The 25,315-nt window shown below is 35.6% G+C and carries 24 protein-coding genes; 7 read left to right on the plus strand and 17 right to left on the minus strand.

Annotated elements, in window-relative coordinates:
• Window positions 1–242 precede the first annotated feature (242 nt).
• Complete coding sequence (locus C7K43_RS08125; RefSeq protein ID WP_186810703.1) at window positions 243–680, minus strand: GNAT family N-acetyltransferase; 438 nt, start codon at window positions 678–680, stop codon at window positions 243–245.
• Between the two features lie 315 nt (window positions 681–995).
• On the opposite strand from C7K43_RS08125, the gene map reads away from it, so the two are divergent.
• Window positions 996–1,760, plus strand: coding sequence for a type I methionyl aminopeptidase (gene map / locus C7K43_RS08130; protein ID WP_124006413.1), 765 nt, complete (start codon window positions 996–998; stop codon window positions 1,758–1,760).
• A 60-nt stretch (window positions 1,761–1,820) separates the two neighbouring features.
• Here the strand turns inward: map and C7K43_RS13205 are convergent, their stop codons facing one another.
• The 10 genes from C7K43_RS13205 to C7K43_RS08175 form a co-directional block, all read right to left on the minus strand.
• On the minus strand, window positions 1,821–1,991 hold the full coding sequence (locus C7K43_RS13205; protein WP_157977741.1) for a hypothetical protein: 171 nt from the start codon (window positions 1,989–1,991) through the stop codon (window positions 1,821–1,823).
• Between the two features lie 103 nt (window positions 1,992–2,094).
• Entirely contained in the window at window positions 2,095–3,045 is a 951-nt protein-coding gene (locus tag C7K43_RS08135; RefSeq protein WP_124006414.1) for an alpha/beta hydrolase, read from the minus strand.
• Between the two features lie 333 nt (window positions 3,046–3,378).
• On the minus strand, window positions 3,379–4,206 hold the full coding sequence (locus C7K43_RS08140) for an exodeoxyribonuclease III (protein WP_124006415.1): 828 nt from the start codon (window positions 4,204–4,206) through the stop codon (window positions 3,379–3,381).
• A gap of 89 nt (window positions 4,207–4,295) precedes the next feature.
• Window positions 4,296–5,546 (minus strand): AI-2E family transporter, encoded by a 1,251-nt coding sequence (locus tag C7K43_RS08145; protein WP_124006416.1) that lies wholly within the window; start codon window positions 5,544–5,546, stop codon window positions 4,296–4,298.
• A 230-nt stretch (window positions 5,547–5,776) separates the two neighbouring features.
• Complete coding sequence (locus tag C7K43_RS08150) at window positions 5,777–7,483, minus strand: ABC-ATPase domain-containing protein (protein ID WP_124006417.1); 1,707 nt, start codon at window positions 7,481–7,483, stop codon at window positions 5,777–5,779.
• An 880-nt stretch (window positions 7,484–8,363) separates the two neighbouring features.
• Complete coding sequence (locus tag C7K43_RS08155; protein ID WP_124006418.1) at window positions 8,364–9,593, minus strand: hypothetical protein; 1,230 nt, start codon at window positions 9,591–9,593, stop codon at window positions 8,364–8,366.
• A 1-nt stretch (window position 9,594) separates the two neighbouring features.
• Window positions 9,595–10,749: a hypothetical protein gene (locus tag C7K43_RS08160; protein WP_124006419.1), complete on the minus strand. Its 1,155-nt coding sequence runs from the start codon at window positions 10,747–10,749 to the stop codon at window positions 9,595–9,597.
• Entirely contained in the window at window positions 10,724–11,602 is an 879-nt protein-coding gene (locus tag C7K43_RS08165) for an ABC transporter ATP-binding protein (protein WP_124006420.1), read from the minus strand. Before C7K43_RS08165 ends, C7K43_RS08160 begins: the two co-directional genes overlap by 26 nt.
• Window positions 11,589–12,365 carry a hypothetical protein gene (locus C7K43_RS08170; protein ID WP_124006421.1) on the minus strand — a complete coding sequence of 259 codons (777 nt, stop codon included), beginning with the start codon at window positions 12,363–12,365 and terminating at the stop codon, window positions 11,589–11,591. The genes C7K43_RS08165 and C7K43_RS08170 overlap by 14 nt, the downstream gene beginning before the upstream one ends.
• Complete coding sequence (locus C7K43_RS08175; protein ID WP_124006422.1) at window positions 12,358–12,894, minus strand: RNA polymerase sigma factor; 537 nt, start codon at window positions 12,892–12,894, stop codon at window positions 12,358–12,360. Before C7K43_RS08175 ends, C7K43_RS08170 begins: the two co-directional genes overlap by 8 nt.
• A gap of 403 nt (window positions 12,895–13,297) precedes the next feature.
• Between C7K43_RS08175 and C7K43_RS08180 the strand changes: the two genes are divergently transcribed.
• Complete coding sequence (locus C7K43_RS08180) at window positions 13,298–13,573, plus strand: hypothetical protein (protein ID WP_168711996.1); 276 nt, start codon at window positions 13,298–13,300, stop codon at window positions 13,571–13,573.
• A 151-nt stretch (window positions 13,574–13,724) separates the two neighbouring features.
• Here C7K43_RS08180 and C7K43_RS08185 read toward each other — a convergent pair whose 3' ends face one another.
• Entirely contained in the window at window positions 13,725–15,083 is a 1,359-nt protein-coding gene (locus tag C7K43_RS08185; RefSeq protein WP_094243264.1) for an IS4 family transposase, read from the minus strand.
• Between the two features lie 837 nt (window positions 15,084–15,920).
• Here C7K43_RS08185 and C7K43_RS08190 point away from each other — a divergent pair.
• A complete protein-coding gene (locus C7K43_RS08190) occupies window positions 15,921–16,451 on the plus strand; it encodes a type 1 glutamine amidotransferase domain-containing protein (RefSeq protein WP_124006423.1) in 531 nt (176 codons plus the stop codon).
• A 125-nt stretch (window positions 16,452–16,576) separates the two neighbouring features.
• Window positions 16,577–17,362 (plus strand): glutathione-dependent disulfide-bond oxidoreductase, encoded by a 786-nt coding sequence (gene yghU, locus C7K43_RS08195; RefSeq protein WP_124006424.1) that lies wholly within the window; start codon window positions 16,577–16,579, stop codon window positions 17,360–17,362.
• A 60-nt stretch (window positions 17,363–17,422) separates the two neighbouring features.
• Here the strand turns inward: yghU and C7K43_RS08200 are convergent, their stop codons facing one another.
• The 3 genes from C7K43_RS08200 to C7K43_RS08210 form a co-directional block, all read right to left on the minus strand.
• The gene (locus C7K43_RS08200; RefSeq protein WP_124006425.1) at window positions 17,423–18,790 is read right to left on the minus strand and encodes an IS4 family transposase; all 1,368 of its coding nucleotides are present in this window, start codon (window positions 18,788–18,790) and stop codon (window positions 17,423–17,425) included.
• Between the two features lie 1,587 nt (window positions 18,791–20,377).
• Complete coding sequence (locus C7K43_RS08205; protein ID WP_124006426.1) at window positions 20,378–20,884, minus strand: P-loop NTPase family protein; 507 nt, start codon at window positions 20,882–20,884, stop codon at window positions 20,378–20,380.
• Window positions 20,885–20,958: 74 nt separating this feature from the next.
• Window positions 20,959–21,276 (minus strand): MazG nucleotide pyrophosphohydrolase domain-containing protein, encoded by a 318-nt coding sequence (locus C7K43_RS08210; protein ID WP_124006427.1) that lies wholly within the window; start codon window positions 21,274–21,276, stop codon window positions 20,959–20,961.
• Between the two features lie 612 nt (window positions 21,277–21,888).
• Between C7K43_RS08210 and C7K43_RS08215 the strand changes: the two genes are divergently transcribed.
• Window positions 21,889–22,647 carry a MerR family transcriptional regulator gene (locus tag C7K43_RS08215; RefSeq protein ID WP_124006428.1) on the plus strand — a complete coding sequence of 253 codons (759 nt, stop codon included), beginning with the start codon at window positions 21,889–21,891 and terminating at the stop codon, window positions 22,645–22,647.
• A gap of 58 nt (window positions 22,648–22,705) precedes the next feature.
• Here the strand turns inward: C7K43_RS08215 and C7K43_RS08220 are convergent, their stop codons facing one another.
• Together C7K43_RS08220 and C7K43_RS08225 are read right to left on the minus strand one after the other, a co-directional pair.
• On the minus strand, window positions 22,706–23,215 hold the full coding sequence (locus C7K43_RS08220) for a ClbS/DfsB family four-helix bundle protein (protein WP_124006429.1): 510 nt from the start codon (window positions 23,213–23,215) through the stop codon (window positions 22,706–22,708).
• 139 nt (window positions 23,216–23,354) lie between these two features.
• Window positions 23,355–23,684, minus strand: coding sequence for a VOC family protein (locus C7K43_RS08225; protein ID WP_226996637.1), 330 nt, complete (start codon window positions 23,682–23,684; stop codon window positions 23,355–23,357).
• A 75-nt stretch (window positions 23,685–23,759) separates the two neighbouring features.
• On the opposite strand from C7K43_RS08225, the gene C7K43_RS08230 reads away from it, so the two are divergent.
• Both C7K43_RS08230 and C7K43_RS08235 read left to right on the plus strand, forming a co-directional pair.
• Window positions 23,760–24,701, plus strand: coding sequence for a helix-turn-helix transcriptional regulator (locus C7K43_RS08230; RefSeq protein ID WP_124006430.1), 942 nt, complete (start codon window positions 23,760–23,762; stop codon window positions 24,699–24,701).
• Between the two features lie 179 nt (window positions 24,702–24,880).
• Window positions 24,881–25,282, plus strand: coding sequence for a hypothetical protein (locus C7K43_RS08235; RefSeq protein WP_124006431.1), 402 nt, complete (start codon window positions 24,881–24,883; stop codon window positions 25,280–25,282).
• Window positions 25,283–25,315 lie beyond the last annotated feature (33 nt).

Consider the following 25,315-nt stretch of genomic DNA (forward strand, 5'->3'; position numbering starts at 1 on the left):
TACGATAAACTGCGACAAAGTGACTCGATACGCCGTCGCGTTTTATCGTATCGAGAAGATAATTCGTTGCATAATAGCGCCTCCAATTTTTTTCAATAACATGTCCTTATCTTGCGTTATTTTTTTGTACTACTACATCTTTAAGCATTTCACTTTATATCCACAATTGTGTAATCAATACTTACAATTTTCTCATGTCGCAACAGTTCAAAGAAAAAAATCAACAGAACAGTTTTTGACTCTTACAAATATTTTTCTACAGATTGGCAAGGGACACTATCTTCATAATAGATATCAGAAGAGAGCTGATAGCCACATTTTAAATAGAATGCCAACGCAGCAACTTCTGAATGAATATCCACTTTTTTATAACCCACTGTCCGTGAATAGTCCTCTAACCGTTTTAGAATTTCAGAAGAAAGATGTTTTCCCCTGTATTCTTTTAAAGTTGCAACGCGAGTAATGCGAACATTCTCCTCATCTATTTTCAATAAACGAGCTGTAGAAACAGGTAAATCTCCTTGATACGCTACAGCATAAATCGCTTCGTCGGTATCATTTAAATCAAATTCATCTTGTAGCGAAATCTGAACTTCAAACACAAATACGTTCATACGAATAAAAATACTTGCTGCTCTTTGCCAGCCTTGGTTACCGACAATAAATTTAATATTCTCCATCTCACCTACCTGTTCTTCCTCTTTCAAGCATAATTTTTAAAATAGCCGAATAAACAGCCCCATAATAAATGGATCTCTACCTTTCATGTAAAAACTCCTTTATGATGTCTGCACGATTTCTGTTTATATATCAAAATTATACAATTATCATAACATAGTCCCATCGATAGGGCGCGCCATATGTATAAGGCATAATTATTTTGTAGGCATTTGCAATTTATAATGCAAAACATTGTTATAACCAATCCTGAACTTGACTCTTTGAAGATAGGTGTTATACTTTTTTTCTAAAAATAGAACGTGAAAGGTAAACAAATGATTACATTAAAATCAAAAAGAGAAATAGCGCTAATGGCTAAATCAGGTTCTTTATTAGCAGAAGTGCACCAAAATTTGAGGAATTTTATTAAAAGTGGCATAACAACTTGGGATATCGAAGTATTTGTTCGCAACTATATTGAATCGCATGGTGGTGTGGCAGCGCAAATAGGTTTTGAAGGATATGAATATGCTACTTGTATCAGCGTGAACGATGAAATTTGTCACGGTTTTCCCAAACAGCAAGTATTGAAAAACGGCGATTTAGTTAAAGTAGATATGTGTGTAGAATTGAATGGTGAAATGTCTGATTCTTGCTGGGCGTATGTTGTTGGAAAAGCTACTCCTAAAGTACTAAATCTAATGAACGTAACAAAAAAAGCTTTATATATAGGAATCGAACAAGCGCAAGTGGGCAATCGTACTGGTGACATAGGTCACGCGATTCAAACTTATGTAGAGTCAGAAGGCTATAGCGTTGTCAGAGATTTTATCGCTCACGGAATTGGTCCAACAATTCATGAAGAGCCTCTTTTTGCCCATTATGGCGAAGCTGGTAAAGGAATACGGCTTAAAGAAGGGATGACCATAACCATAGAACCCATGGTAAATATTGGTACTTGGCAGATGAAAATGGAACCAAATGGATGGGAAGCGAAAACAAAAGACGGTAGTTTAAGCTGTCAATATGAACACAGTCTGGCTATCACAAAAGAGGGACCAGTGATTCTAACTTCTCAAGGCGAAGAAGGTACCTATTAACTTATAATAAAAAGGAATCGTGCTTTGCTTCATTAAGCAAAAACGCGGTTCCTTTTTAATTTAATCTAGAAAATATAAATATTCCACCGCAATGAGATACTTGTCGATAGTGAGTCTCAGCCATTGCTTGAAATGAAAAGATGAGCTTGCCATAAACAAAATAATACTCATCGCTAGCCCAATAACCCCTGCTCTCCTGCCGGCATTGGTCATGCTTTTTTCGTGTTTCAAAAGCGATATCTCCGATAATGATTTTGCCCTCTTTTTTTCAAATATGGCAGTAAATTCGAAATAAAGAAGTGAAGCAAAAACTCGCTTCACTCCTTTTCTATTTTTATTTATTCTTTTTATTTATCCAATCTGTAGATAGGTCCATCGCTGCTCGTGTGGCATTTGTCTGATCGAATAAATTTACCATAACAAAATCATGAATTGTTCCTTGGAAACGTGCTTGGGTCACTTCTACTCCTGCTTCTCGTAATTTACGAGCGTAAGATTCGCCCTCATCACGCAAAACATCTGCTTCTGCAGTTAAAATCATAGCTGCAGGTAAGTCTTTAAGCTCTTCTTCTGATGCTCTTAAAGGAGAGGCTGTGATTTTATTTCTCTCCGATTCATCTGTCGTATACTGATTCCAAAACCACTGCATTCCTTCTTTGGTTAAATAGTAATCTTCTGCAAATTGTTTGTAAGATTCTGTATCGAAATTGGCATCTGTCACAGGATAGTATAAAACTTGCTGTTTGATTGGAGTCCCATTGCGTTGTTTTGTCATGATTGTCATAACAGCTGACATGTTGCCGCCAACAGAATCTCCTACTACAGTTATACGATCAACGTCCATTCCCTTTTCTTTTGCTAGTTCAGGTAATTGCTGTAAGACCGCATAATTTTGTTCAATTGCTGTCGGGTATTTTGCTTCAGGAGAACGGCTGTACTCTGGAAAAACGACAATTGAATGGGTACATACAGCTAGTTCACGGACTAATTTATCATGTGTATTCGCACTACCAAAAACCCATCCAGCGCCATGAATATAGTAAATGACAGGCAATTCTTTCGTACTGCCTTTTGGTCTCAAAAAGCGAACGTTAATTTTTCCCCATTGACCTGTATCAAACGTTTGGTCTTCTATATCAACTTCCATTTTTTCTACTGGAGATTCTTGGACTTGTTCTAATAAGTCACGTCCATCTTTAGGCGGTAACTCATAAATACGTGGGTGTGCTGCATTATCTTCACTAAAATCAATAGCAGCTTTTTCCAACGAAATTCTTTTAGCCATGGTAAAATCCTCCTGAAAGTTATTTAAAAACAATAGAAATTGTTTTAATAACATAATTTTACCATTGAAAACGTTTCCGGCAAAACATACTGCCTCTATTCTTCAAATAAAACTATTACTTCATAGATAACAAAAAACAGTATATCAATGAATGAATAACGGACATAATTGTTTTAAAAAACAACTATAAATACAAGTCTAACCGAATTTTAGCTTTGATTTGTTAATTCTATTTAAAAACAATTCAAGACTTATCAAGCCTCTTTTACTATAATGATTGTAAATTCAACAAAAGTATATTCTTCACTCTAAAAATAACGAAACAAATAAAAATTATAAATCAACTTCCAAATAGATAGGCGTATGATCCTGTCTTTTTCCTGAATCAACCATTTCTGAAGATAAAATCTGATTTGCCAAACGCTCGCTAACGATAAAATAATCGATTCTCCATCCTGAATTATTGATTTTGCTGGTCTTCACACGTTGTGCCCACCAAGAATAATTCCCTTCAGCATTACCATGAATATGACGGAATGTGTCAGAGAAACCATTATTTAAGAGTTCAGTGAAGCCAGCGCGTTCTTCATCTGTAAAGCCAGCTGAAAAATGATTTCTATCAGGATGTGCCAAATCAATTTCTTGATGGGCAACATTGTAATCGCCAGAAGCAATCACAGGTTTTTGTTTATCTAAAGTAATTAAATACTCTCTATACTTTTCATCCCAAACTTGTCGTTTTTCCAAGCGGTCCAGATTACTGCCAGCATTGGGTGTATATACTTGCGTGACAAAACAATTTTCAAGCTCCAGTGTAATGATGCGTCCTTCTTCATCCAACGTATCCGGAGCGCCAATTTTTGGAAAAGTGACGGTTGGCTGCAGGTTATTTTTATATAAAAACATCGTTCCAGCATAAGATTTACGGGCAGGTTCTTCTGAACTGCGCCAAGTAATTTTATAATCTGGCAGCCTTTCAGCTAGAATATCTATATGCTTTTGGGTGGGTCCTTTAGCAGATAATTTAGTTTCTTGAATGGCGATAACGTCTGCATCATATTCACCAATCGTATCTAAAACTTCTCTTGATAATTGAGCTCGACTCGAGTCGCTTGTTAAAGCAGCATTTAAAGAATCAATATTCCACGAAATTAATTTCACGATTTTTCTCCCCTGTATATAAATTTAAATATTTCTATTTAACTATAACACTAAAGCCGCTCATCAATCCATTAAGTGTTGAATAGAAGTTAATGTTTCTTTTTCGATTCGCTTTTTCGTTCTTCGGCTAACTCTTCAATCAATTCATCTTTTGCCTGATAGATATTATCGTCTCCAAAATCAGTGATTTCAGTCGTACCAATATGATATTTTCCTGCTACATCGCCATAATATTTGTTATAACGTAATTTGAATTTTTGGAAAATATAATTCACGATAACTCTTAAAATAGCATAAATTGGGACGCCAAAAACGAGTCCGAACAATCCTAGTAAATCTCCCATGATCAACAAAATAATAATAATCGTCAGTGGGTGAATATTTAACTGTCTTCCCATAATGTTGGGCTCAACAAAATTTCCTTCAACAAATTGGACCACAATCCATACAGCAATCAGCAAAAGCACTTCCGTCCATGAAGTAAGTACCGCAATAATAAATGCCGGAATAAACGTTAAAGTAGGACCAATATAAGGAACAAGAGACAATATTCCTCCGGCAAGACCTAAAATACCACTATAATCCAGATCTATAATAGTAAAGCCTATAAATATCATCACACCGTTTGACACTGCAATCGCTAGTTGTCCTTTTATATACGAACCTACTTTGACGTTGATTTCGGTCGCTACACGGATCAAATCAGCACGCCATTTAGGGGGAGTTACGGCTAATACGCCATTAGTAAATTTTTCGGCATCTTTTAATAAGAAAAACAAAATAATCGGCGCAACCACAATCGTCATAACCACACTAGTAATCCCTGTCACAACTGATGAGAACCGAGTCAGGCCTTCTGATACGTAATTTCCTATATCTGAACTGAAACTATCTACAAAGCCTTCTACTTGAGAAATAACGTTATCCGCTATTTCATTGCCAGAAAAATCATCGACAAATGCGATAACAGAATTAACGAAGTTATCCATAAAGACAGGAAAAGTTTCTACTAAATTCGAAATTTGGTTCTCTAATAACGGGATAACAAGAACAATACCACCTGCCAGCAGCAAAATTACACTTATATACAGTATTGCTATTCCCCATACTCTTTTGATTTTATGTTTTTCCATAAAATCAATCGCCGGGTTAAATAAATAATACAATAACAAAGCAATAATAACTGGCATAAGAATGTTAGAAATGATGACGGCTAATGTTCCAAAAATAAAGTCCAGTTTCGTCATGGTAATGATAAAAAGACATAACAATAAACTGACAGTAATTGTGTAAAGAACATTGCTTCCGCCCAAAAACTTAATCCAACGCGTATTTTTCATTTTTTCACCTCTCATAATTAAAAACGAATGAATTTGCTTTTAGTAAAATCGTTGTTTCCACTCTCAAAAAATACAATAAGAGTATCAATTCATTCAACAAACTAAATAAAACACCCATATTATACCAAGTAACAAAAAAACCATAAGTTTCTCTATCGATATTAAAAAGAAACTTACAGTTTTAAACGTATGTTAATTCATTGCAACATTAATCATCACTTTAACAACATTTATTCTTTTATCTTTAGCCCGCGATAACGGTTAATTGCTGCGCAAAATTCTTGTTTTCTAGGTAGTGCTAAATTCCCGGGATGACCGGTATAAGGAGAAATCGCATCTAGCCCATTTTCTTCAATATATTTATAGAGCTTATCTGCAGCTTGTTCGAGGGTAACTTTTTCATCTACGATTTGTCTTTGCAGAAAATCAATCATCATCGCAATGCCATTTGTCTGGCTATCGTCAACAAGTTGTTCCAAGCCAGAAATATCAATGGGTTCTCTACCATATAAGATAGTATCTCTACCTTTAACTTTCAAACGGCTTTCTTTTCCAGATTTGGCAAAACTCTTTTTTAATGGAATTCTCGCTGGTATATCGCCAAATTGGTCATGGGATACATCTTCTCTGCGATAACCTTCCGTGTTTGCAACAGTTTTAGCCGTTTCTGTGACATCTTTTAATTGATATTCATCCATCATAAGAATTTGATCCGCTACTTCAAAATAATCACCGGAGCCACCAACAATAAGAATTGTGGAGACATCTAAAGTTTCATACAAAGGTTTTATTTTGTTCGTAAACGGCGTTATCGGTTCTTTATCCGGAGCAATTAATTTCTGCATGCGTCCGTCTCGAATCATAAAGTTAGTCGCAGAAGTATCTTCGTCAATCAGTAGCAATGAGGTATCTGCTTCTAAGGCTTCCATGACATTTGCTGCTTGGGAAGTACTCCCGCTTGCATTTTCAGTGGAAAATCGCATAGTATCCTTACCACCAGGCAGATGGTTAATAAAAGGACTAATGTTTACTTTTTCAATATTTCTGCCATCTTCCGCTCGGATTTTAACTGCATCTTGGCGAGTGACCACCAGTTCTCTACCATCACCAGCAATATGATGATATACGCCACGTTCCAAAGCTTGCAGCAATGTTGACTTCCCATGGTAACCGCCACCAACAATCAATGTAATCCCTCCAGGAATTCCCATACCGATAACAGTTCGCCCACTTGGCAATTCTATTTGCGTTTCGAAATTTTTCGGACTGGCAAAAGAAACAGCCTTTTCTAATGGTTTATCAGAAACGCCACTTTTTCGTGGCAAAATAGCACCATTCGCAACAAAACCGACGAGTCCTCTTTGGTCTAATTCGCTGCGGATAAACGATTGGTCCAGCATTAAAGTAACCTGCTCTTTCAACGCTTTCTGGTCCAGATTACGATAAAGCAAGGCCTGTTCGACTACTTCTGGGAGTACAGTTTTAAAAAGATAACTAGCTGATTTCCCTTTAATTTTCCGACCTGCCGCAGGCAACCCAACTTCAAAACGTACTTCTATATCATCCACGTTAACGACTACGGAAGTCCGCTCCAAAATTTCTTGTCCACAACGATCAATAAGGACCTTCCCATTGGTTCCGCTGTCTTTTACTTTTTTATTAGTTGCTTGAATTTTATTCCAAAATGCCCTGGTCAAAAAATCAGCGACGGCAATTCGTTTATCTTTTGTATCCAACAACTCATCAGGAATACCTGCAGTCTTACGATTGAGGATAATCCGCATTTTAGATGGTGGAGCATATGGATCGACTTGGACATGGTCAACAGCAAGCTGATACTGCGCAAACTGGTAACTTCCCTTGATCCGCTTGTACGCACCATATTTTTGACCATCTAGCGCATTTAACGTTTGACCAAGTGCTGTTGCGTTTTTCATATAAACACTCCATTTCTTTTATCATTAGATAAAGTAATATTCATTTTTTGTTGAAATATCGAATTCTCAATAAAGGATAGGATTACGTTGACGCAGTTTGAGCATAGCATAGAATTATAACAAGCGTAAAGTTAGTAAATATTAGATATACAAAGGGCATCCCCATGTAGTCAACAATCCATAGTATACTTTATAATACTTGTGACAACTTATCCTAACAAGGATATTATGGCGTTCTTGCAGCTTATTTCGCTAATCGTGATGTCAATTCTTGTTGGGGTAGCCATTGAGCAGCTATTCTCATATTGTTTAGATGAGAAAGATAAAACAACGAGTGTAAAAAAGCCTGGCCCTATCTCTAGGGTCGGGCTTTTATATTGTAATGCACTTTCAGACTACTTGCTTTGCAAATATATTATAGAACTTCAAAAAATAAATTACTGTTTTATTAACGACCAACGATGTCAGATAAGCCAAAAGATAGAAAAATCGTTTAAAAGCAGACAAGCATGGGGAATGAACTACAAATCTACTCCCCCATGTTTGGAAAGATAGGAGTCGATTCTTATTTTAACCCCTGACAAGTTGGAGATAGAGACTATTTTGTTGATTCTCTCCCCATGGTATAAAGAAGCTTTCTTTTTTATTCATCTGTCGTTAGACTCTCAATAAATTTTACACTTAGTTTTATAATAACCAACATCCTTATTTGACTACGACCATTTCTTTATTGCTATCGTTAACTCGTCAACGATACGGGAGTTTTTATATCTTTAGTACATAAGTCCATTATAAAGACTGCAATTCCATTTCTGTAGTTGGACATTTTTTTATAAAAAAACAGTAATATCTAATCTCCTACTTAAAAACAAGTTATCAATCAATTCAACAAATCCTTTCTTTGCTGGCGAATACAAAGGATTATCGGTAGACTTATACCTCCAATGAATAAAAGAATTCCTGCGTAGCACTCAACCATTGGAATTTTTGTCCATTGGTATACCTCGTTTTTTAAATAGAACGCATCTTTAAGCACACGGTTAGCAATGAAAATAAAAATAAATCCAATTGGAACAATTTTCATCAATAATGACAAATAATGAGGACTTGTTTGAGAAAGGAAAAACAAAATCCCACTATATGCCATTCCAATTAAATAAACCAGCATAATAATATTTACTAACCATTGGCTAAATGTCCAATGATAGAAAGAAACCAACAAAGTTTCGCTATCATACTCAGAAAAAAACGAATTTAAGCCGTTTGAAAAGTATTGTGTAAAATCAGTAAAAAACAATAAACTTCCAAAAAATCCTACAATACAAGTAATGAGAAGAAAGCTGGCGATCATGCCACTAGCAAATTGTGTCCAAAGCATTTTTCGTCCGCGACGACTACTCCATTGCAGTTTTTGCAACCCTAACAAACGGTCTCTCACAAAAATAGCAGGGAATAACAATGACATTAGAAGAATAGCTAGAATTAGCATATTTTCAAAATAAGAAGAAACTGTCGAAGTTAAAAAGCTAGGCATAATATTACGCCATCCATTTTCAGTAAATAAAATTGTTGAAAGCTTTCTTTGTTCTTTTTCTGTAAAGTCTTCATTAATAAAAAACTTCTTTGGTGAATCAAATATTTGCATAGAGCTGCTTAAATCTTGAAAAACTTCAATTTTGGGTACCATTGAATTTCCATTTTTATCTACCAAATTTTGTTGTAAACTATTTTTTTGTTCAGCAATTTTTTTCTCTTCGTTGTTCATTTCATCAATTTTCACTAAAGGATCGTTTTCTTCATGCCAAATTTCAAATTCAGTATAATTTTGCAATTGAAGTTGTTGCGCAGTTGAATTTTCAGAAATGATCTCATCAGCTTGTTGAACTAATGTATTATACTCTTTTTCAACTTGCTTTATTTCTCTTTCTCCAAGAGTTTGACCAAATCGATGTTGCCAGTCAGAAGCATAGTCATAGACAGTGACCAAGTCTCCATTCGGCCAAAAATCATGAAGAAAACTCAATTCCTGCTTATAGAATACAAACGTTATCAATAAGGCTACAAGAAGCAAAATAGGTCGGGCTAATTTTTTTAACTCAACAGTAACCATTTTATTTTACCTCCTTTGTTACATAAAACTTACTTGTCAAAGCTCCACCAAGGCTTAAAAATAATACATTAACCACTGCTGCAATTGTTTCTTGCCAGGGGATGGTCGTATAGGGACCCATTTCTGTAAACCAAAAACTTTGTAGTTTCCATAATGAAATAGGATGCCACATTAAAAGAGAATGCATATTCCACCAACCTAATTGATCACTAATTTGTTCTAACCCTAGCAAAACAACGTAAACAATAACAAAAACAACCAAACCTCTGAATAAATGATCTGTCCATAGTCCCACAAGAAAATTAAAACCATGACAAAATATGATCAGTAGACCTCCCAATAAAATAGACAAGATGGTATAACTCATCAGTGTCATTGGCTGCCAAGTTATAAAAGGAATTTCTAATATCTGGGGGACGTAAACATTTAAGTGAAATTGTGTAGATACACTTGTTTGCCACAATGTTCCTAAAGGATGCATATAATTAAAGGCAGTAAATGTCAAAATCGTTATCAAACCATAAAAAAGTAATGTAATAAGCAAACTTGCGACGTATTTACTTCCTTGTATTTTACGACCTGTTTTTGTCGTCAACACTGATACATCTGTTTTTGTCAATTTTTCGGAAGTACTCCCATACAGTCCTATCAATAAAGCAAAGACTAAACTTTCTCCTAAAATAGCATAGAATAATTTATTCCTTATAAAAGTAAAAAAATGTGCTGTTTCTTCTGCTGAACCCAATTCTAATGCGGTATCTTTTTCCGCGAGTTCATGTACAACTGGCGCCAATTCTTTATATTTTTTCTTTATTTTTCCAGTAGTTGACCCTTTAATTTGGAAAAAGTCAATCATCTCTTGGCCTAAGTTTTCTGTTGAGAAATTCTCAAAAATATTTCCCAATCCTGCAGTTTCTGTCATTAAACGTTGTTGTTCCCTACTAGAAGGCAGCTTGGAAAGTTTTTCTCGAAAAACGGGCGTAACTAAATGACTAGGTTTTTCTTCTGTCTCTTGGATATAATCTAAATAAGATTGATCTAACCCCGCAGTGGTAATGTAAATAGTATTTAACAATAAACTTGCAATAAAAAACAAGAGGACCATTGGTTGTTCGAGCATCTTATGTATTTCAAAGGCGATAATCCGCAGAAGCATCTGCAATCACCTCATCTCGATAAATATACAAAAATGCATCTTCTAAACTTGGGCGTACTTCCATGCTATTTTCTGGAACATACGGACTTGCGATTCTTAACAAATGCCCTTCATCGTTTTCTCTTTCACTTAAAAGTAATTGTTCCGGAGCTAATTCATGAGTCGCAGATACTTCAAAAATTTTTCCTTGCACCTCTTGAGTAATTTGTGCCGGCGCTTCACAACAATACAATTGATGATCTTTAATCATTATGATTTGCTTTGCGATTGTCTCAACATCTGAAACAATATGGGTGGATAAAATAACAATTCTATCTTGAGCAAGACGATGAATTAAATTACGAAAACGAACCCGTTCTTTGGGATCCAATCCAGCTGTGGGTTCATCCAAAATGAGTAACTCCGGTTCATTTAACATTGCTTGAGCAATGCCCACACGTTGGATCATCCCGCCTGAAAAACGTTTCATCTTCTTGTTTTTTACATCAGAAAGTGCAACCAGATCTAAAAGCTTTTCAATTTTTTCCTTAGCCTCTTTCTTGTTCATTTTTTGTAATGCAGCGATATATAATAAAAACCTTTTGGGAGAGTAATTACCATAATAACCAAAATCTTGTGGTAGATAACCTAAGATTCCCCGATAATCGGCCCCCAATTCTTTAATAGCTTGGCCGTTCCATAATATTTCGCCAGAAGTTGGAAACAAAAGAGTGGTAATCATTTTTAATAGTGTGGTTTTTCCAGCGCCGTTTGGAGAAAGCAGCCCGTAAACGCCATTTTCAAATGTTAAGGAGATATCTTCCAAAATCTGTTTATTTTGGAATTTCTTACTGACATGATTAAGCACTAGCATAAGTAATCGTTCCTTCCTTTTCTGTAAAGTAGTTGTAGCGTAATAAGCAAATAAATAAAATGAAAGACCCACAAACTATAGTTGTGACAATCGTAAGTGGTAAATAAAGCAGAAATTGAGCAATTATATCTTGTTTCCAAATAAAGAAAGCACCTACAACAAGCCATATAAGCGGCGTCACCCAATAGCTACGTCGCAACGGTATTTTATATTCTAAAAGAAGTTGAAGGTTCGCAAATAAAAATAATGAAGAAAATGATAGACTAAATAACCTAACCAATGAAATTTCTTGTCCAAGAAATTGCCAAATAAGGTAGTTACTTCCCGTCAAAATAACTAAAGATATAATACTGAATGCCAACATACGTAAAATAAGCAATTCTTTCAGAGATACTCGCAGCGTCATTTTTAGTTCAAACGTTCCCAACAATATTTCTTTCCAAATTCCTAAAAAATATAAAAGAGCATAACAAAGAGGCGAGAATATAAAAACAGAAAAATAGATTTCATCGGTAAGATTATTTGCTAGTAGATGATTTAAGTTCGGTAAATATACCAGCCCTCCCCCTACTAATAGAAGGCCTACAAGAAATAAAATATCGCCAATCCCCCAAAAAAGATAACTCAGGCCAACTTTTTGGAAATACGAGCAAAGAAACCCTCTAAATGTTACAGGCTGGAGCTTAATTTCTTTTAAAATAACATTAATGCTGTTTTCTTTTTCAGCTTGCGTTAAATGAATCTGGTTTATATTTTTATTCATACTCACGAAACTCCTCTCTAATTTTTTTAATTAAACGATAGTACTGTGCTTTAATTCGCTCTTCATTTTGTATAAGTAATGAAGCAATTTCTGGAAATGATAGCTTCCCGTAAACACGTAATTGGAAAATCTCTTGAATCTCTGGACGAAAACTCGCAACATAATGGTTAACGGCAGTCAGCAACTCTTTTTGATATAAACTTTCATCTAAATCTTTTTCATCTACCCACTCATCATCCTCAAGTTCTAGCCAAGTTATTTTTTGCTTACGACGTGCATCAATAACTTTATACGTGCCAATACGAAATAACCAAGTTCGAAATGAAGATTTATGGACATCATAAGAACTTAACCCATTAAGAGCAGCAATAAAAGCGTCCTGTGTTAGATCAAGAGCGTCATTTTTATTCCCCACTTGACGATAAAGGTAAAAATATAGGTCATCGTAATAGCGTCGAATTAATTCATCCGCAGCTTGATTCGCGCCCTTTTTTAAGATGTCATGAATTAAACGCTTATCAGTTAACACTTTTTCACTCCTTTATACTTCTCTACTCTTATATTCGAAATATATTGTTCAATCGTTGCTCTTTTATTTTTATTTTTTGGATGAAAGGAACACTATTTTCATTTTATTTATGAATAATCATGGAAAATATTGTGATAGCACAATAGATAATAATGTCATTATACATATTCTTCTGACAAAACAGGAATTCATTTCAGTAAATATAAAAAAATAAAACCTCAGAGCTCTTGGTTTTTGAAAGTTCTGAAGCTTTACTTTTTCATGTAAATTCTATGGAGTAAATCGAAAATAAGGATAATTAATCGGATTGGTTTATTCCGTTCCTCTTACCATGATACAATAACAGAAAATAATCGTTTTTATGAGTGAATTCAAAGCTAGGTCGTTCAAAAGGAATTTTTCTATGAAACCATTACACAAGAAAAGAGAACCTCTGCGTAAAAAATTAGAAACCATTCATTTGGAAGAGGCTGTTGAACAGAACATTTTAAATGCTGCAATTAATCAACTTGATAACGGAGAGACCGAGTACGCCGTTTTAAAAGATATAAAAGGACAATTTAGAAAGTTAGCTCTTAATAAAAAACTATCCCAACAGGGGCTTTCTTTATATACTGAGTTGCAGCGACCGAATTTGGATCTTGATACTGCCTTATCTTCAATGAGCTGGTTTCAATAGCCTAAGTTTAGAATTATGTCATTATATTTACAGGAAAAGGACAATCTTTGTCGTTAATATTGTCCTTTTTGTTTGCACCGGATTCTAACAATAAAATATTAATTTGGTTAGTTTGGAAAAATTTTTTTAATGGCTGTTATTATATTATGACTCAAGTTTCGCACACCAAATCTGGGAGATAAGCCTTGATATAACGGGGCAGAGTATCCACCCAGTGTTGGAGTTGACTTGTAATAAAATCTTGTAATTGGCTTCCTGATTCTTCGCTTACCGCTTGAATAATATGTACTAATTCGATAAGAGCAGCGGACCAATCGAGTTCTTTTATTTGATCGCCCAGTTCATAAAATAAGCCACCTAAGGTCCGCTCATCATTGGCACAGCGCTGCTGCCAGCTTAATAAAATATACCGTGTGAACACAATGGTGGTGTGACAAATTAAGGCTTGATAATGTCGCGTTTGTGTTTCTTTAGTCAGATGAAGCAATGATTTCGATGCCTTAAAAAATGTCTCGATGTCCCATCTCGCCGAGTATGTTTTGACCATTTCTTGGGAAGATAAATCCAGATCATCGGTCATAATCGCCAACCAAGCACTTTTCTTATTGTGATTTTTGACAAAAACGATTTTCACGGGATTTTTGCCGGAGCTTGGTTTCACCACAATCGAGGAAATAATCGCTTCTTGTGTATATTCTTTCGTAGATTTGGCATAAAGTTCTTCCAGCTTGTATAAACGTTGATGAAAAAGGTATTTGGTTTTTCCATTTTTCACCATCCCAATGGTGTGAATCCCCATATCGTGTAATTGGTCTATCATTTTAGGGGAAGTAAACCATTTATCCATCAACACATGGGTGGCGTAAATCCCTTGGTTCAAGGCGCGTTGAACCATCTCAAGTGCCACTTCGGGCATTTTACGACTTGATTCGTTGAATCGTTTGGCTCCTACGGTTCGTTGATCTTTTTCTGCTATTGTTTGGTTCACTTTTTTCTTACCGGATAGTAACCCGAAATCAATCGGAATGAAAGAATAGCCATCGGAGAACCCTAAAGTAAGCATACGATACCCTTTGTATCCTTGTTTGAGCGCATGATCCCAAAGACGAGCTAAGCCTGGTACCTCTTGGCTTCGATTACGATAAAACGTCGAATCATCCAAGATCAACGTCCGAATATGGGTTTTCGTATCCGTTAAAGAATGGAGCTTTTCGATGACAGACGCACTAAACCGAAGTAAAAACAGACGCCAGTTGTTATGGGGATTGTTCATCCATCGATACACGGTATCTTTTTTCATGTATTGGTCGCTTTCCCGCCCACTGAGAACTTGGTTTAAGGATTTTCCTTTAAAGACGAGGCTAAAGAGAAAAGTGAATAGAATAGCCACCGAATACCCTTTTTGCTTTTCCATATGGGCTTGTTTTAAAAATTGCGTGACTTTTAATTCAGAAAAAAGGGCTTTTATTTCATTCGGTAATTGATTTTTAATAGCTTTTAAGTGTACCATAAAGGCAAGAACTCCTTTGTTTTTGGTTTGTGGTTAAATCAATTATAAAACAAAAGGAGTTCTTTTTGTATAAAAAGGTAGGCAGTCAATATCAGGACTTTTTTCGACCTAAGAGTTGATAAGACCGTTGTTTAATATCATTTTACATGTGCGAAACTTGAGTTATGAGATAAATATTTAATATAGTTAGCGCCACATTGGACAGTCCAAAAAACCATACATAAACGCACTTTTTCTTCATTTCTGAATGATGGAAATAAAGGGAAATTATTAATTAGTTAGGTACAATCCTTCTAAAATAGCAAAAAAGAACTGCTACTTCTTATTAGAATAGTAGTAACTCTTGAGACCTTTTAAGTATAGGTTTACCCCCTAATTAACAATATAGTGCATAATTATTCACTTGGTTTAGGAAGTATTATATCATTGGTCGTTTAAATTACAATCAAAAATAGACGACTTTATTTTTTTACACAAAGATCCAACGGGTTATTTTTAACGTTTTCGAAAAAAAATAAAAACTTCATCGTTATGTAGACCATTTATGTATTCTGCTATCATGTGGGACTTATTAGCGGATATATTCAGTAATTGTCTATTTCAAAAATCCAATTTGCATATTTATGCTTTTATTAAAATAACGTTAGGCGCCGCGCTGCAAGCTGTTAATTGAGTTCATCTCAATTTTATAAGACCAATGAAATTTTATTACCATAAAAGCCTTCTCAATTGTTGTTCTATCCTCAGTCTGTTAAGCTTGTTTTATAGTAGTTTATGTAGTAGCTACTGACAGTTTGATGGATGCAACTACTCATATAACAAAATGGAGGGATTATTTTGCGTTTAAAAAATCATAAAGTTATCTCGTTGGTCGATCATGATTTTGATGATTTAGAACTATGGTACCCTGTTCTTCGTTTACGCGAAGAAGGAGCTCAAGTAGACTTAGTTGGACAAGAAGCAAACCAAACGTATATTGGAAAAAATGGTGTACCGGCTGAATCTGATTATGCCTTTTCCGATGTGAATCCAGAAGAATACGATGCGGTTATAGTGCCCGGCGGATGGGCGCCAGATAAACTTCGCCGTTTCCCAGAGGTTAAAAACATCGTAAAACATATGAAAGATAACAACAAAGCCATTGGTGAAATTTGCCATGCTGGTTGGGTACTCATTTCCGCCGGTATTTTAGAAGGAAAAACTGTAACCAGCACGCCTGGGATTAAAGATGATATGGCAAATGCTGGTGCAACGTGGGTTAATGAACCCGTTGTTACCGATGGTCAGCTTGTTTCAAGCAGAAGACCACCTGATTTACCAGATTACTTGCCTGAGCTCATTACAGTAATGGAAAAATATCATCGATAAGAATGTTATGATATTGGTTAGTAAAAGAAAAGAACCTAATAAGTAGTCGAATAAACGAAAGAACTGATGCCTCATTTGTTTCTTTCGTTTATTTGGTGATTAAAATTACTAAAGGAGTGAAGAATATGTCAGACTATACAATCCCTAAAGTATGGGAAGAAAAGCAAGAGGATAAAGAGAATAAATTGGGGAATCAACCGGTAGCCGGAAGCCGTTTTGAACAAAAACTTCCGGCAGGAGGACAACCGCTGCAAGTCTATTCATTAGGTACTCCCAATGGAATCAAAGTAACCATCATGTTAGAAGAATTAAAAGAAGCTGGCGTTGACGCTAAATATGATTTATTTAAAATCGCTATTGGAGAAGGCGACCAATTCGGTAGTGACTTTGTTAAAATCAATCCGAACTCTAAAATACCAGCTATGGTAGACTACTCCCACGATGAACCCATTCGGGTATTTGAATCAGTATCTATCTTATTATATTTAGCTGAAAAGTTTGAAAAATTCATGCCCACTTCACTTGCTGAACGAACAGAACTTATGAATTGGTTGTTCTGGCAAACAGGCGCTGCGCCTTTTGTAGGTGGCGGTTTTGGACACTTTTACCATTATGCCCCATTTGCCCAAGAGTATCCGATCGATCGTTATACAATGGAAACAAAACGTCAGCTTGATTTACTTGATAAACATTTAGCAAACAAAAACTTCATCAACGGTGATGAATACACAATTGCCGATATGGCGATCTGGCCTTGGTACGGACAACTTGTTCAAGGCGAGTTATATGGTGACGCTGCTGAATTTTTAAATGCTAAAGAGTATAAAAACGTCATCGCCTGGGCTGACCGAATTGCCAAAAGGCCTGCTGTCAAACGTGCAAAAGAAGCAGAATATAAAGATATTAACTAAAACTTGAAACCTCTTCTTACAGTCTTATCCCTTGCTGTGCAGGCATTTTCTAAAGGAAAATTAACTTGTCCCCGTCCCTTTAAGTTGATTTTGGACCGAAAAAGGGAGCTTGGCAAGGAATTGCTCGATAATGTTATTTAAAACCGTCTCATCTAAGATATATTCGTTGGCGAAAGCTTCTTGAAATAAATCCAATAACTGCATAATCGCTTCGGCCACAGAGAGCTCGGAAAGCTCATCGAGTAGTAAATAAAATAACTCGCCTATCGTGCGGTCATCTTTACTTTCCCGTTCTTGAACGGCTAAAATCATATAAGCAACCGCAACGAGCGTCGTATGAGCGAAAATGCCATCGTAGGAAAGGCCTTGATATTTGGCCAATTTCAAATATTGCTTACACATTTTGAAGTAAATTTCAATGTTCCAGCGTCTAGAATAAAGCTGAATGATCTCGTCTTCGGTCAGGGCTGTATCTGTGGAAGCCAAAACGAGGTACTCATTGCGTTTATTGCGATTTCGAATATAGACTAGTTTTATCGGCAATCCCTCGTTGTCAACCAGGGCTTCCACTTGGACGCTTAGGAGATAACGTGAGCGGCCGCGACGTTTTTTATTGGCTTGAAAGATTTGTTTGACATCCATCATTTGTCCTTGGTAACGATAATACACCTTCTTTGAACGTTTGATCATGGCGACGCAGTGGCATTGCAAGGTGCGAATCTCTTGAAACATTTTAGGGCTCGAAAACCAGGTATCAAATAAGACATAGTCGGCTTGGACGCCTTGTTTCAGCGCCTCACGTAAGAGTTCTACCGTTACTTCTGTTCCTTTGCGGAAAGCCTGTGCGCGGCGTTTTCCCGCGTTTGTCCGTTGGTCCCCCAAGGGGTTATTTGATTGGATTTTTCGCTTTCCTGAAAGCAGCGAAAAAGCGACAGGGATAAAGCTATTGCCGTCACTCCAGCCTAACTGTAAATAGCGAAAGCCTTTCAAATATTTCTTTTGGGCGTGATCATATTGGAGCGCTGCACATTCGACTTTTTGAGCGTTTAAGCGTGTGTACATGGAATCATCAATAATAAAGGCCGTTTTCCGACCCTGACTTGTTAGCGGACGCAAAAAAGCCAAGACCGCTTTCGCAATCAAAATCTGAAGTTTTTGCCAGTGAACCCGCGGATCGTTTAACAAATTTCGAAACGTTTTATCGGAAAAAGGAAGTTCCTCTTTTTGTTTTCGATAAGAGCGATAGGCCGATCCATTGGTAAAAATCGAAGCCAGTAGAAAAGAAAAAATAACAGAAACTGGATGCCCTTTCTTGTGCTTGGCGTTGGATTTTTTCAGCGCATCAGAAAGGCGGAAACGATGAAAAAAGTTCGATATGGAATGCGAAATTTCTCCCGAAGTTGAGTTTGTTTGTGTTATAATTGACATAGCATGAACACTCCTTGGTTAGTGGTTTTTGGTTAACTCTATTATACCAAGTTTGAGATCGTTCATGCTATTTTTTTATTTCATTTGACTGGTGTATCAATAGTTCAACGCTATTTTAGACCTTTCAAGTTTTAGATATTAAGTAATATATGAATAAAAACCCTTTATGAAGCGTGGTACTCCATGCTTCATAAAGGGTTTTTTACTAAACATTGATTTAAATGAATCATTTATTTTCAGTTCTCACAATAATAGCAAAACAAGAAAGCGCTATTATATTTTCGTTTAAATAAACCAAATAATACAGTATAATTAAATAAAATAATTACTGACTTGCTGTAATTGAAGTGCAGTTTCATTATAGTCTTGGTAGCACCTTCTACAAATCACCAAATCATTTTCACGTTGGCAGGAAGGAGTGTTGCCAATGAATTATGATGGTAAAGGGAAAGGTCTAAGTTCCTAATGAATTGTCCTTCTTTGGAAGATATCGTTAGCGTTCTATTCATAGTGAGATACTCATTAGAGATAATCGAGCTGTGGACAGATATACGAAAAAACTCTAAGAATTAAATCTTAGAGTTTAACCCCTACCATTACTATAATGATATGTGAAGGTATTGACCGTACCTTCACCTGTGCTTCTATTATAGCAAGTTTACTGTGTGAATACAATATTTTTATCTTTTTCATCGAAAAACGTTTCTCAAAGTTTCCGTTTAAATATTAAAGTGATTTGATCACCTAAATTAAAATAATTATTCATTTGCTGTAACTGAAGTGCAGTTTGTTAAAGCCTTGGCAGCAAACCTACCATTAACCACCAATAACTCAAAATCATTGGTGAGAGAGGAGTATTGCCAATGAATAGCAATGGTAACGGGGAAGGTTAATTTGCTGCTAGAGATTGTAGATAAAATAAAAAGCTATAGAGATTAAGTCCTCCCTATAGCTCACCCTTGCCATTGCTTTAACAATGTGTGAGAGTGCCACCAGCACATCTCACCTGCATTTCAATTATAGCAAGTTTTTATTTAACTGGCAATAAATTTATTCTTCTTTAACAGCGGGGATGGTCTGCATAAACCTGGATTAAAACAGGAAACCATTGAGTTTCTCCAACGTTCAGAAAATGCCAAAATCTTAATTTACAGTATAGAATGTACAAGTGAACAAAAACGTGATCTTAAAAAGAATATCAAGAATATTAATGAAAAAGGCAGTTCCTACAAACTTATTGGTTTACTTACCAGGCACTCCTTCAGTCCCAACATTATGTTCTGTTCGCAGTTTGTGGTCCGGATGCTCAAAGACATCAAACTGGACTATCTTCCTGAACCAAAAGACTATTTCAGTCCGACAGACTTAATTGAACTCGATTACTATAGAAAGTTGAAACCTATTGATGAAATAACGCTCGAAAGTTAGCTCCGTGAACAAAAAAACCTATAATATTACGGTTTCCGTTATTTAAATAACGGAAACTTTTTTACAGTTTTTATTTGCAATTCTAGTACTCCATCCAAATCAGATTCCAGTAATAACGTCTTCACCTATAGAAGGTATTTATAAATACGGAATATCTAATTATTCCTCATAACCAACATCACTCAGTATCTTTTCAACACAAAATTCCTCTGTATCCAATTCATCAAAACAGTGCTCTGCTGAAAGGTTTAAGTAATCTTTTTCTAACCACCATTGAGAAAGTTTTTCTTCTTCAAATTTTTCTATTTTGTTGGATTGTTGAAATCTTTTTTGTGTTACTTCAAAGGGGAGGTCGAAATAGTAGCTATACGTTTGATTTTCAAAGAGATCTATAAGTCTAACGACCATTTCGTTATAAATTTTAGACGGAAGTATCCCTTCAAGAATGACAATATCACTATGATTTTTGCCAAATCGGACGATGTCTTCAATTAATTGGATTGCCAGATTGCTAGGCCTATCCTTTACTTGCAGCATTTCTATTCGAACAACGTCTTGTGAAACGAGTAGTGCTTTACCTGGCCCAAAGCGTTTTTGTAAGCAACGTGCGGTGGTTGTTTTTCCACTGCAAGAGTTTCCTCGTATAATGATTAATTTTGCTGTCATATAAATCTCCCTCAATTAACGATACTCTTTTTCTATCTCTTCATATAGTTAACTCTTACTATAGTGTTAACATTCTACTTCTCATACCTAGAAAGAAGCTTTTCCTTATGAGATAGCATAATCGTTTCTAACGATATATCATATTTATCAGCTATAACGAAAATATTGTCTAATACATCCCCTAGTTCTTCTATCAAATTTTCTAATTGTTCGTTGTGTTCAGAAGTCACTTCATCAGGTCTGTCCCGCCCAATTTCTAAGGTCCGAATCGCACGGCTTACTTCGCCGACTTCCTCAGAAAGAAAGTTAGCACGTATAAAAGAATCATATTGATACCAGTTTCTCTTTTTGTAAAATTCACTAATAAATGTTTGATACTCACGAATATCCAAATGAACACCTGCTTTTTACTTTTTTATAATATTAATTTTCTACTATGATATACTATTTTTAATATAATTGAAAAGGAGTTTTATATTTAGTCCGTTAGCGGTTCGGTTATAAAGGTATGTTTTACATAATCTTACAAGCATACAACACCATGCACCAGAAACACGAAGGGGAGGTAGAACACGAATTGACTTCCCCGGCTTGAAAAGATAGGAGGGTAACATCTGAACTTACTCTAGTTTCCCTAATTTCTAGAGTCCCTTTTTGAATCCTACTCTAGTTTCCCTAATTTCTAGAGCCCCTTTTCAAATCCTACTCTAGTTTTTCTAATTTCTAGAGTCCCTTTTCGAACCCTACTCTAGTTTTCCTGCTTTCTAGAGCTACTTTCGAGAAATGTTCTCTACCTTTTGGAAAATAGGGTCGTTGCCATTAGTAGCTGTCACGGTCTAATCATAAATAGCAACTTTTTTCCTTCACCACTATCACTATAAACCTCAATAAATTTTACACTTAGTAAAATACTCGACTAATAAGACCAACTGTTGTCATTAAAAAACCACTTGACCTTTACGCTACGTAAACCTCTATAGTGAGGATTGAAAGGAGGGAAAACGATGGAATATACCATCAAACAAGTCGCTGATATGGCTAACATCAGCACACGGACACTGCGTTATTATGATCAGATTGCTTTATTAACGCCGGCGAATATTTCAGATGCAGGGTATCGTCTTTATAGCGAAGAAGAAATCGATCGATTGCAACAAATTCTTCTTTATCGGTCTTTAGGAATCAAACTAACCCAGATTCAATCCATACTAGATGATCCTGAGTTTCATACGCTGGCTGCATTAGAAGAGCACCAGCAGAATCTAGAAACAGAAAAAGACAAAATTAACCAATTGTTAGCTACTGTGAAAAAAACCATTCAATATACGAAAGGGGAGATTACCATGACAGCCGAAGAAAAATTTGAAGGATTTAAAAAAGAGCGTTTAGACGAAAATGAAAAACTGTACGGAGAAGAGATTAGAAAAAAATATGGTGAGGAATCGATTGAAAAGTCGAATGAAAAATTTATGAATCTTAGTAAAGAAGATTATCAAAAAATGCAAGAACTAGAAGATAAGTTATTTATCCGCTTGGACAAACTAGCAGAAACAAGAGATTTAGAAACGTCAGTAGCAAAAGAAGTATACGAACTTCATAAGCAATGGCTTCTATATTCTTGGCCGAACTATTCAGCCGAAACACACAAAGGCTTAGTCCAAATGTATGTTGCTGACGTTCGCTTTGCCAATTATTACAACGATCGCGCAGGAAAAGAAGTTGCTTCATTATTACGTGATGCAGTTATTAAGTATGCTAAGTAATAATAATAAAACGTCACTAACCTCCTTATTAAGTAAAGGTCGATAGTGACGTTTTTCTTTACAATGTTAATTTTTTCCACTTCCGAATTTTCGGACGAAAATTTGTAAAAGGAGCTACTGTATTAATGTGCACCCATTTCCAGACGGGCCACTCAGCTTTCGTGGTAGCCCATTTTCTTTGTTTAGGCTCAAAAAGTTCTTGATCTGTTAGTGTTTCCAGCCATGCATCTAGTTCATCAATAGCCGTGCTTAGCTGTTCTAGCTGTTCTGCTAAAGTATACTTCCCATAAGTAGCATAAAAAGATTGATATAGTCCTCCTAGATTATTCCACTTGTAACCTTCTGCAGGTGTCTGTACATCTATTCCTTGTTGTTCTTTTTGATCCCAATTTAATAACAAATTGATCCAACCTAATTGATAAGACAAATTTTCCGATGGTGTCCTATCAACCTCTTCAATTCGTTTACCTCGCAACTCTTCTGGTATCTCTTCGAATTCAGCAATATATTTTTGATACTTATCATGAATCGTATCTAACAGTTCTTGTTTATCTTTATACTGTTTCATCTAGACTCCCTTTCTTATTCGGATCAGTTTCTTTTTCTTTGGTAAGTTGGATAACAGTGCCAAATGGATCTTGCAAAATCGCATAAAAATCGGCAAATTCGTTTTCTAAAGGTTCTTGGATGATTTTTACATCTGCTTCTTAGGAAGCTTTTTTATAGATTTTTCTAACCATCATTAAATCTTGTGACAGAAAACTAAAGGAGACCTGATTGCCTTGTGTAAATTTCATTTTCTCATAAATCGGGTTATCCGCAATTTGTAACTGTATCCCGCCAATTTGCACAATAGAATGAGAAATAAAATTCTCCCGGCCTTTTGGCAAAGACATCGCTGGATTCAATTGTTCTTTAAATTCCTTATTATTGATTTTAAATAACAATTCTCCGTCAAAAACTCTTTGATAAAATGAAATTGCCTCTTCTGCTTGCCCATTCAACGATAAAAATACCGCAAATTCTAATTCTTTCATGATATTCGACCTCCCTTTTTGTTACAATGATTGTAGCATTAAAGGTGTCAATACCTGAAACCATTGGAGGATAGGATGAAAAAATCTGAACGAATCAATCAAGAACTTTTCTTTTTTAACGAATATAAAGAATTTAATCTAGCGGATTTAATGAATACTTTTAATATTTCTAAAAGCACAGCGCTTCGTGATATTGAAGAGCTCGAACGCTTAGGAGTCCCTCTTTATGTAGATAGCGGTCGTTATGGTGGATATAAAATACTAAATAATTCACTTTTACCGCCAATCTATTTTAATGAAAAAGAAATTTTTGCCATCTTTTTTTCTTTACAATTGCTTAAATCAATTATTGATTCCCCCTTTGAGCATTCTTACGAACAAATTAGAGAAAAACTTTTGCAAACATTTGATGACAAAAAACAGCAACAAATCACTCAGGCAATGGAAAGCGTCCGCTACGAAGGCATTACACAAATCGTTGCAGCAGATAATTTAGAAACACTATTTAGCAGTATTCTAAAAAAACAAATTGTTACATTTAATTATACCCGCTATGAAAATGTCAAAAAAAAATTTTTACCAATTCGCTTAGTTATCATCGATGGCTTTTGGTATTGCAGCGGGTTAGACTTGGACAAAAATGCATGGCGTACCTATCGCTGTGAATTTATTGAAATACTAGAGATAGCAAAAAATAACACTATTAAATTAACTAATGAAGAAATACAAACCTCGCTTTTAGCCCAGCAAGAAAGCTATAGGGACATCGATTTTAAAGTAAAAACCACTTTACTAGGCAAAGAGTATTTTTTAAAACATCAATTTTCGAATATGCAATTAATAGAAACAGCTTCTGCTATTTATATCGTGGGAAAAATAAACAAAAGTGAAATAAATTTTCTGGCAAACTATCTACTTGGTTTCGGCGAGCAAATACAAATTTTAGAGCCGAATAGATTAAAAAAAGAATACCTCAGCTTACTTGAGCGTATGTTCACTAAAAACAATGGTAACTAACAACCGCTTTAAATTCTTTATTTGATACTAGAGACTGATCCAAATGAAATTCAGTTGCGATATAATTGAAATCAATAAATGAAACAGGCCGAAAGTACTTTACCACGGAAAATTTTTCTAGCTAAAACTGTTGTATCGATTAGGAAAATAGTCGTTTAATGAGAAAGAGGGCAATAATTATGGCAAACAATACTACCTACCAAACATTGAATTGGAGGCTCATCGCAACACTTTCTATCGTCGCACTAGCACGACCTTTAATGAGTATCTTGGGGATATCAGACGCGCTAGGCAAACCTGCAGCAAGTATAACCGCAACAATACTCATTACTATCGTTTGGGTTGCCACTGTATATTTCAAACAGGTTTCACAACCTATACTCACATTGGTTTTTGTTGGAATTGGTTACGCTATACTAGCTATACTTATTAGCGGCATCCTATCACCTATTTTAACTGGACATTTGCAAGGCCCACTAGCAAATCCATTTGCTATTATTAGTATATTAATGACAAATGTAGTATGGGGGCTAGTTGCCGGGTTAATCGTTATTACGCTTAATAGATTTAAGCAAAGGTAAAACAAGAACTTGTTTTATGAAACCTCTCGTGAT

It is taken from the genome of Tetragenococcus koreensis (genome assembly GCF_003795145.1).
Classification (GTDB): Bacteria; Bacillota; Bacilli; order Lactobacillales; family Enterococcaceae; genus Tetragenococcus; species Tetragenococcus koreensis.

What these genes read in the sequence shown, in the direction of transcription:
- C7K43_RS08125 (WP_186810703.1), bottom strand. Translation starts at nt 680, where the DNA reads ATGGAGAATATTAAATTTATTGTCGGTAACCAAGGCTGGCAAAGAGCA.
- map (WP_124006413.1), top strand. Translation starts at nt 996, where the DNA reads ATGATTACATTAAAATCAAAAAGAGAAATAGCGCTAATGGCTAAATCA.
- C7K43_RS08135 (WP_124006414.1), bottom strand. Translation starts at nt 3,045, where the DNA reads ATGGCTAAAAGAATTTCGTTGGAAAAAGCTGCTATTGATTTTAGTGAA.
- C7K43_RS08145 (WP_124006416.1), bottom strand. Translation starts at nt 5,546, where the DNA reads ATGAAAAATACGCGTTGGATTAAGTTTTTGGGCGGAAGCAATGTTCTT.
- C7K43_RS08150 (WP_124006417.1), bottom strand. Translation starts at nt 7,483, where the DNA reads ATGAAAAACGCAACAGCACTTGGTCAAACGTTAAATGCGCTAGATGGT.
- C7K43_RS08155 (WP_124006418.1), bottom strand. Translation starts at nt 9,593, where the DNA reads ATGGTTACTGTTGAGTTAAAAAAATTAGCCCGACCTATTTTGCTTCTT.
- C7K43_RS08160 (WP_124006419.1), bottom strand. Translation starts at nt 10,749, where the DNA reads ATGCTTCTGCGGATTATCGCCTTTGAAATACATAAGATGCTCGAACAA.
- C7K43_RS08165 (WP_124006420.1), bottom strand. Translation starts at nt 11,602, where the DNA reads ATGCTAGTGCTTAATCATGTCAGTAAGAAATTCCAAAATAAACAGATT.
- C7K43_RS08170 (WP_124006421.1), bottom strand. Translation starts at nt 12,365, where the DNA reads ATGAATAAAAATATAAACCAGATTCATTTAACGCAAGCTGAAAAAGAA.
- C7K43_RS08180 (WP_168711996.1), top strand. Translation starts at nt 13,298, where the DNA reads ATGAAACCATTACACAAGAAAAGAGAACCTCTGCGTAAAAAATTAGAA.
- C7K43_RS08185 (WP_094243264.1), bottom strand. Translation starts at nt 15,083, where the DNA reads ATGGTACACTTAAAAGCTATTAAAAATCAATTACCGAATGAAATAAAA.
- yghU (WP_124006424.1), top strand. Translation starts at nt 16,577, where the DNA reads ATGTCAGACTATACAATCCCTAAAGTATGGGAAGAAAAGCAAGAGGAT.
- C7K43_RS08200 (WP_124006425.1), bottom strand. Translation starts at nt 18,790, where the DNA reads ATGTCAATTATAACACAAACAAACTCAACTTCGGGAGAAATTTCGCAT.
- C7K43_RS08205 (WP_124006426.1), bottom strand. Translation starts at nt 20,884, where the DNA reads ATGACAGCAAAATTAATCATTATACGAGGAAACTCTTGCAGTGGAAAA.
- C7K43_RS08215 (WP_124006428.1), top strand. Translation starts at nt 21,889, where the DNA reads ATGGAATATACCATCAAACAAGTCGCTGATATGGCTAACATCAGCACA.
- C7K43_RS08220 (WP_124006429.1), bottom strand. Translation starts at nt 23,215, where the DNA reads ATGAAACAGTATAAAGATAAACAAGAACTGTTAGATACGATTCATGAT.
- C7K43_RS08225 (WP_226996637.1), bottom strand. Translation starts at nt 23,684, where the DNA reads ATGAAAGAATTAGAATTTGCGGTATTTTTATCGTTGAATGGGCAAGCA.
- C7K43_RS08230 (WP_124006430.1), top strand. Translation starts at nt 23,760, where the DNA reads ATGAAAAAATCTGAACGAATCAATCAAGAACTTTTCTTTTTTAACGAA.
- C7K43_RS08235 (WP_124006431.1), top strand. Translation starts at nt 24,881, where the DNA reads ATGGCAAACAATACTACCTACCAAACATTGAATTGGAGGCTCATCGCA.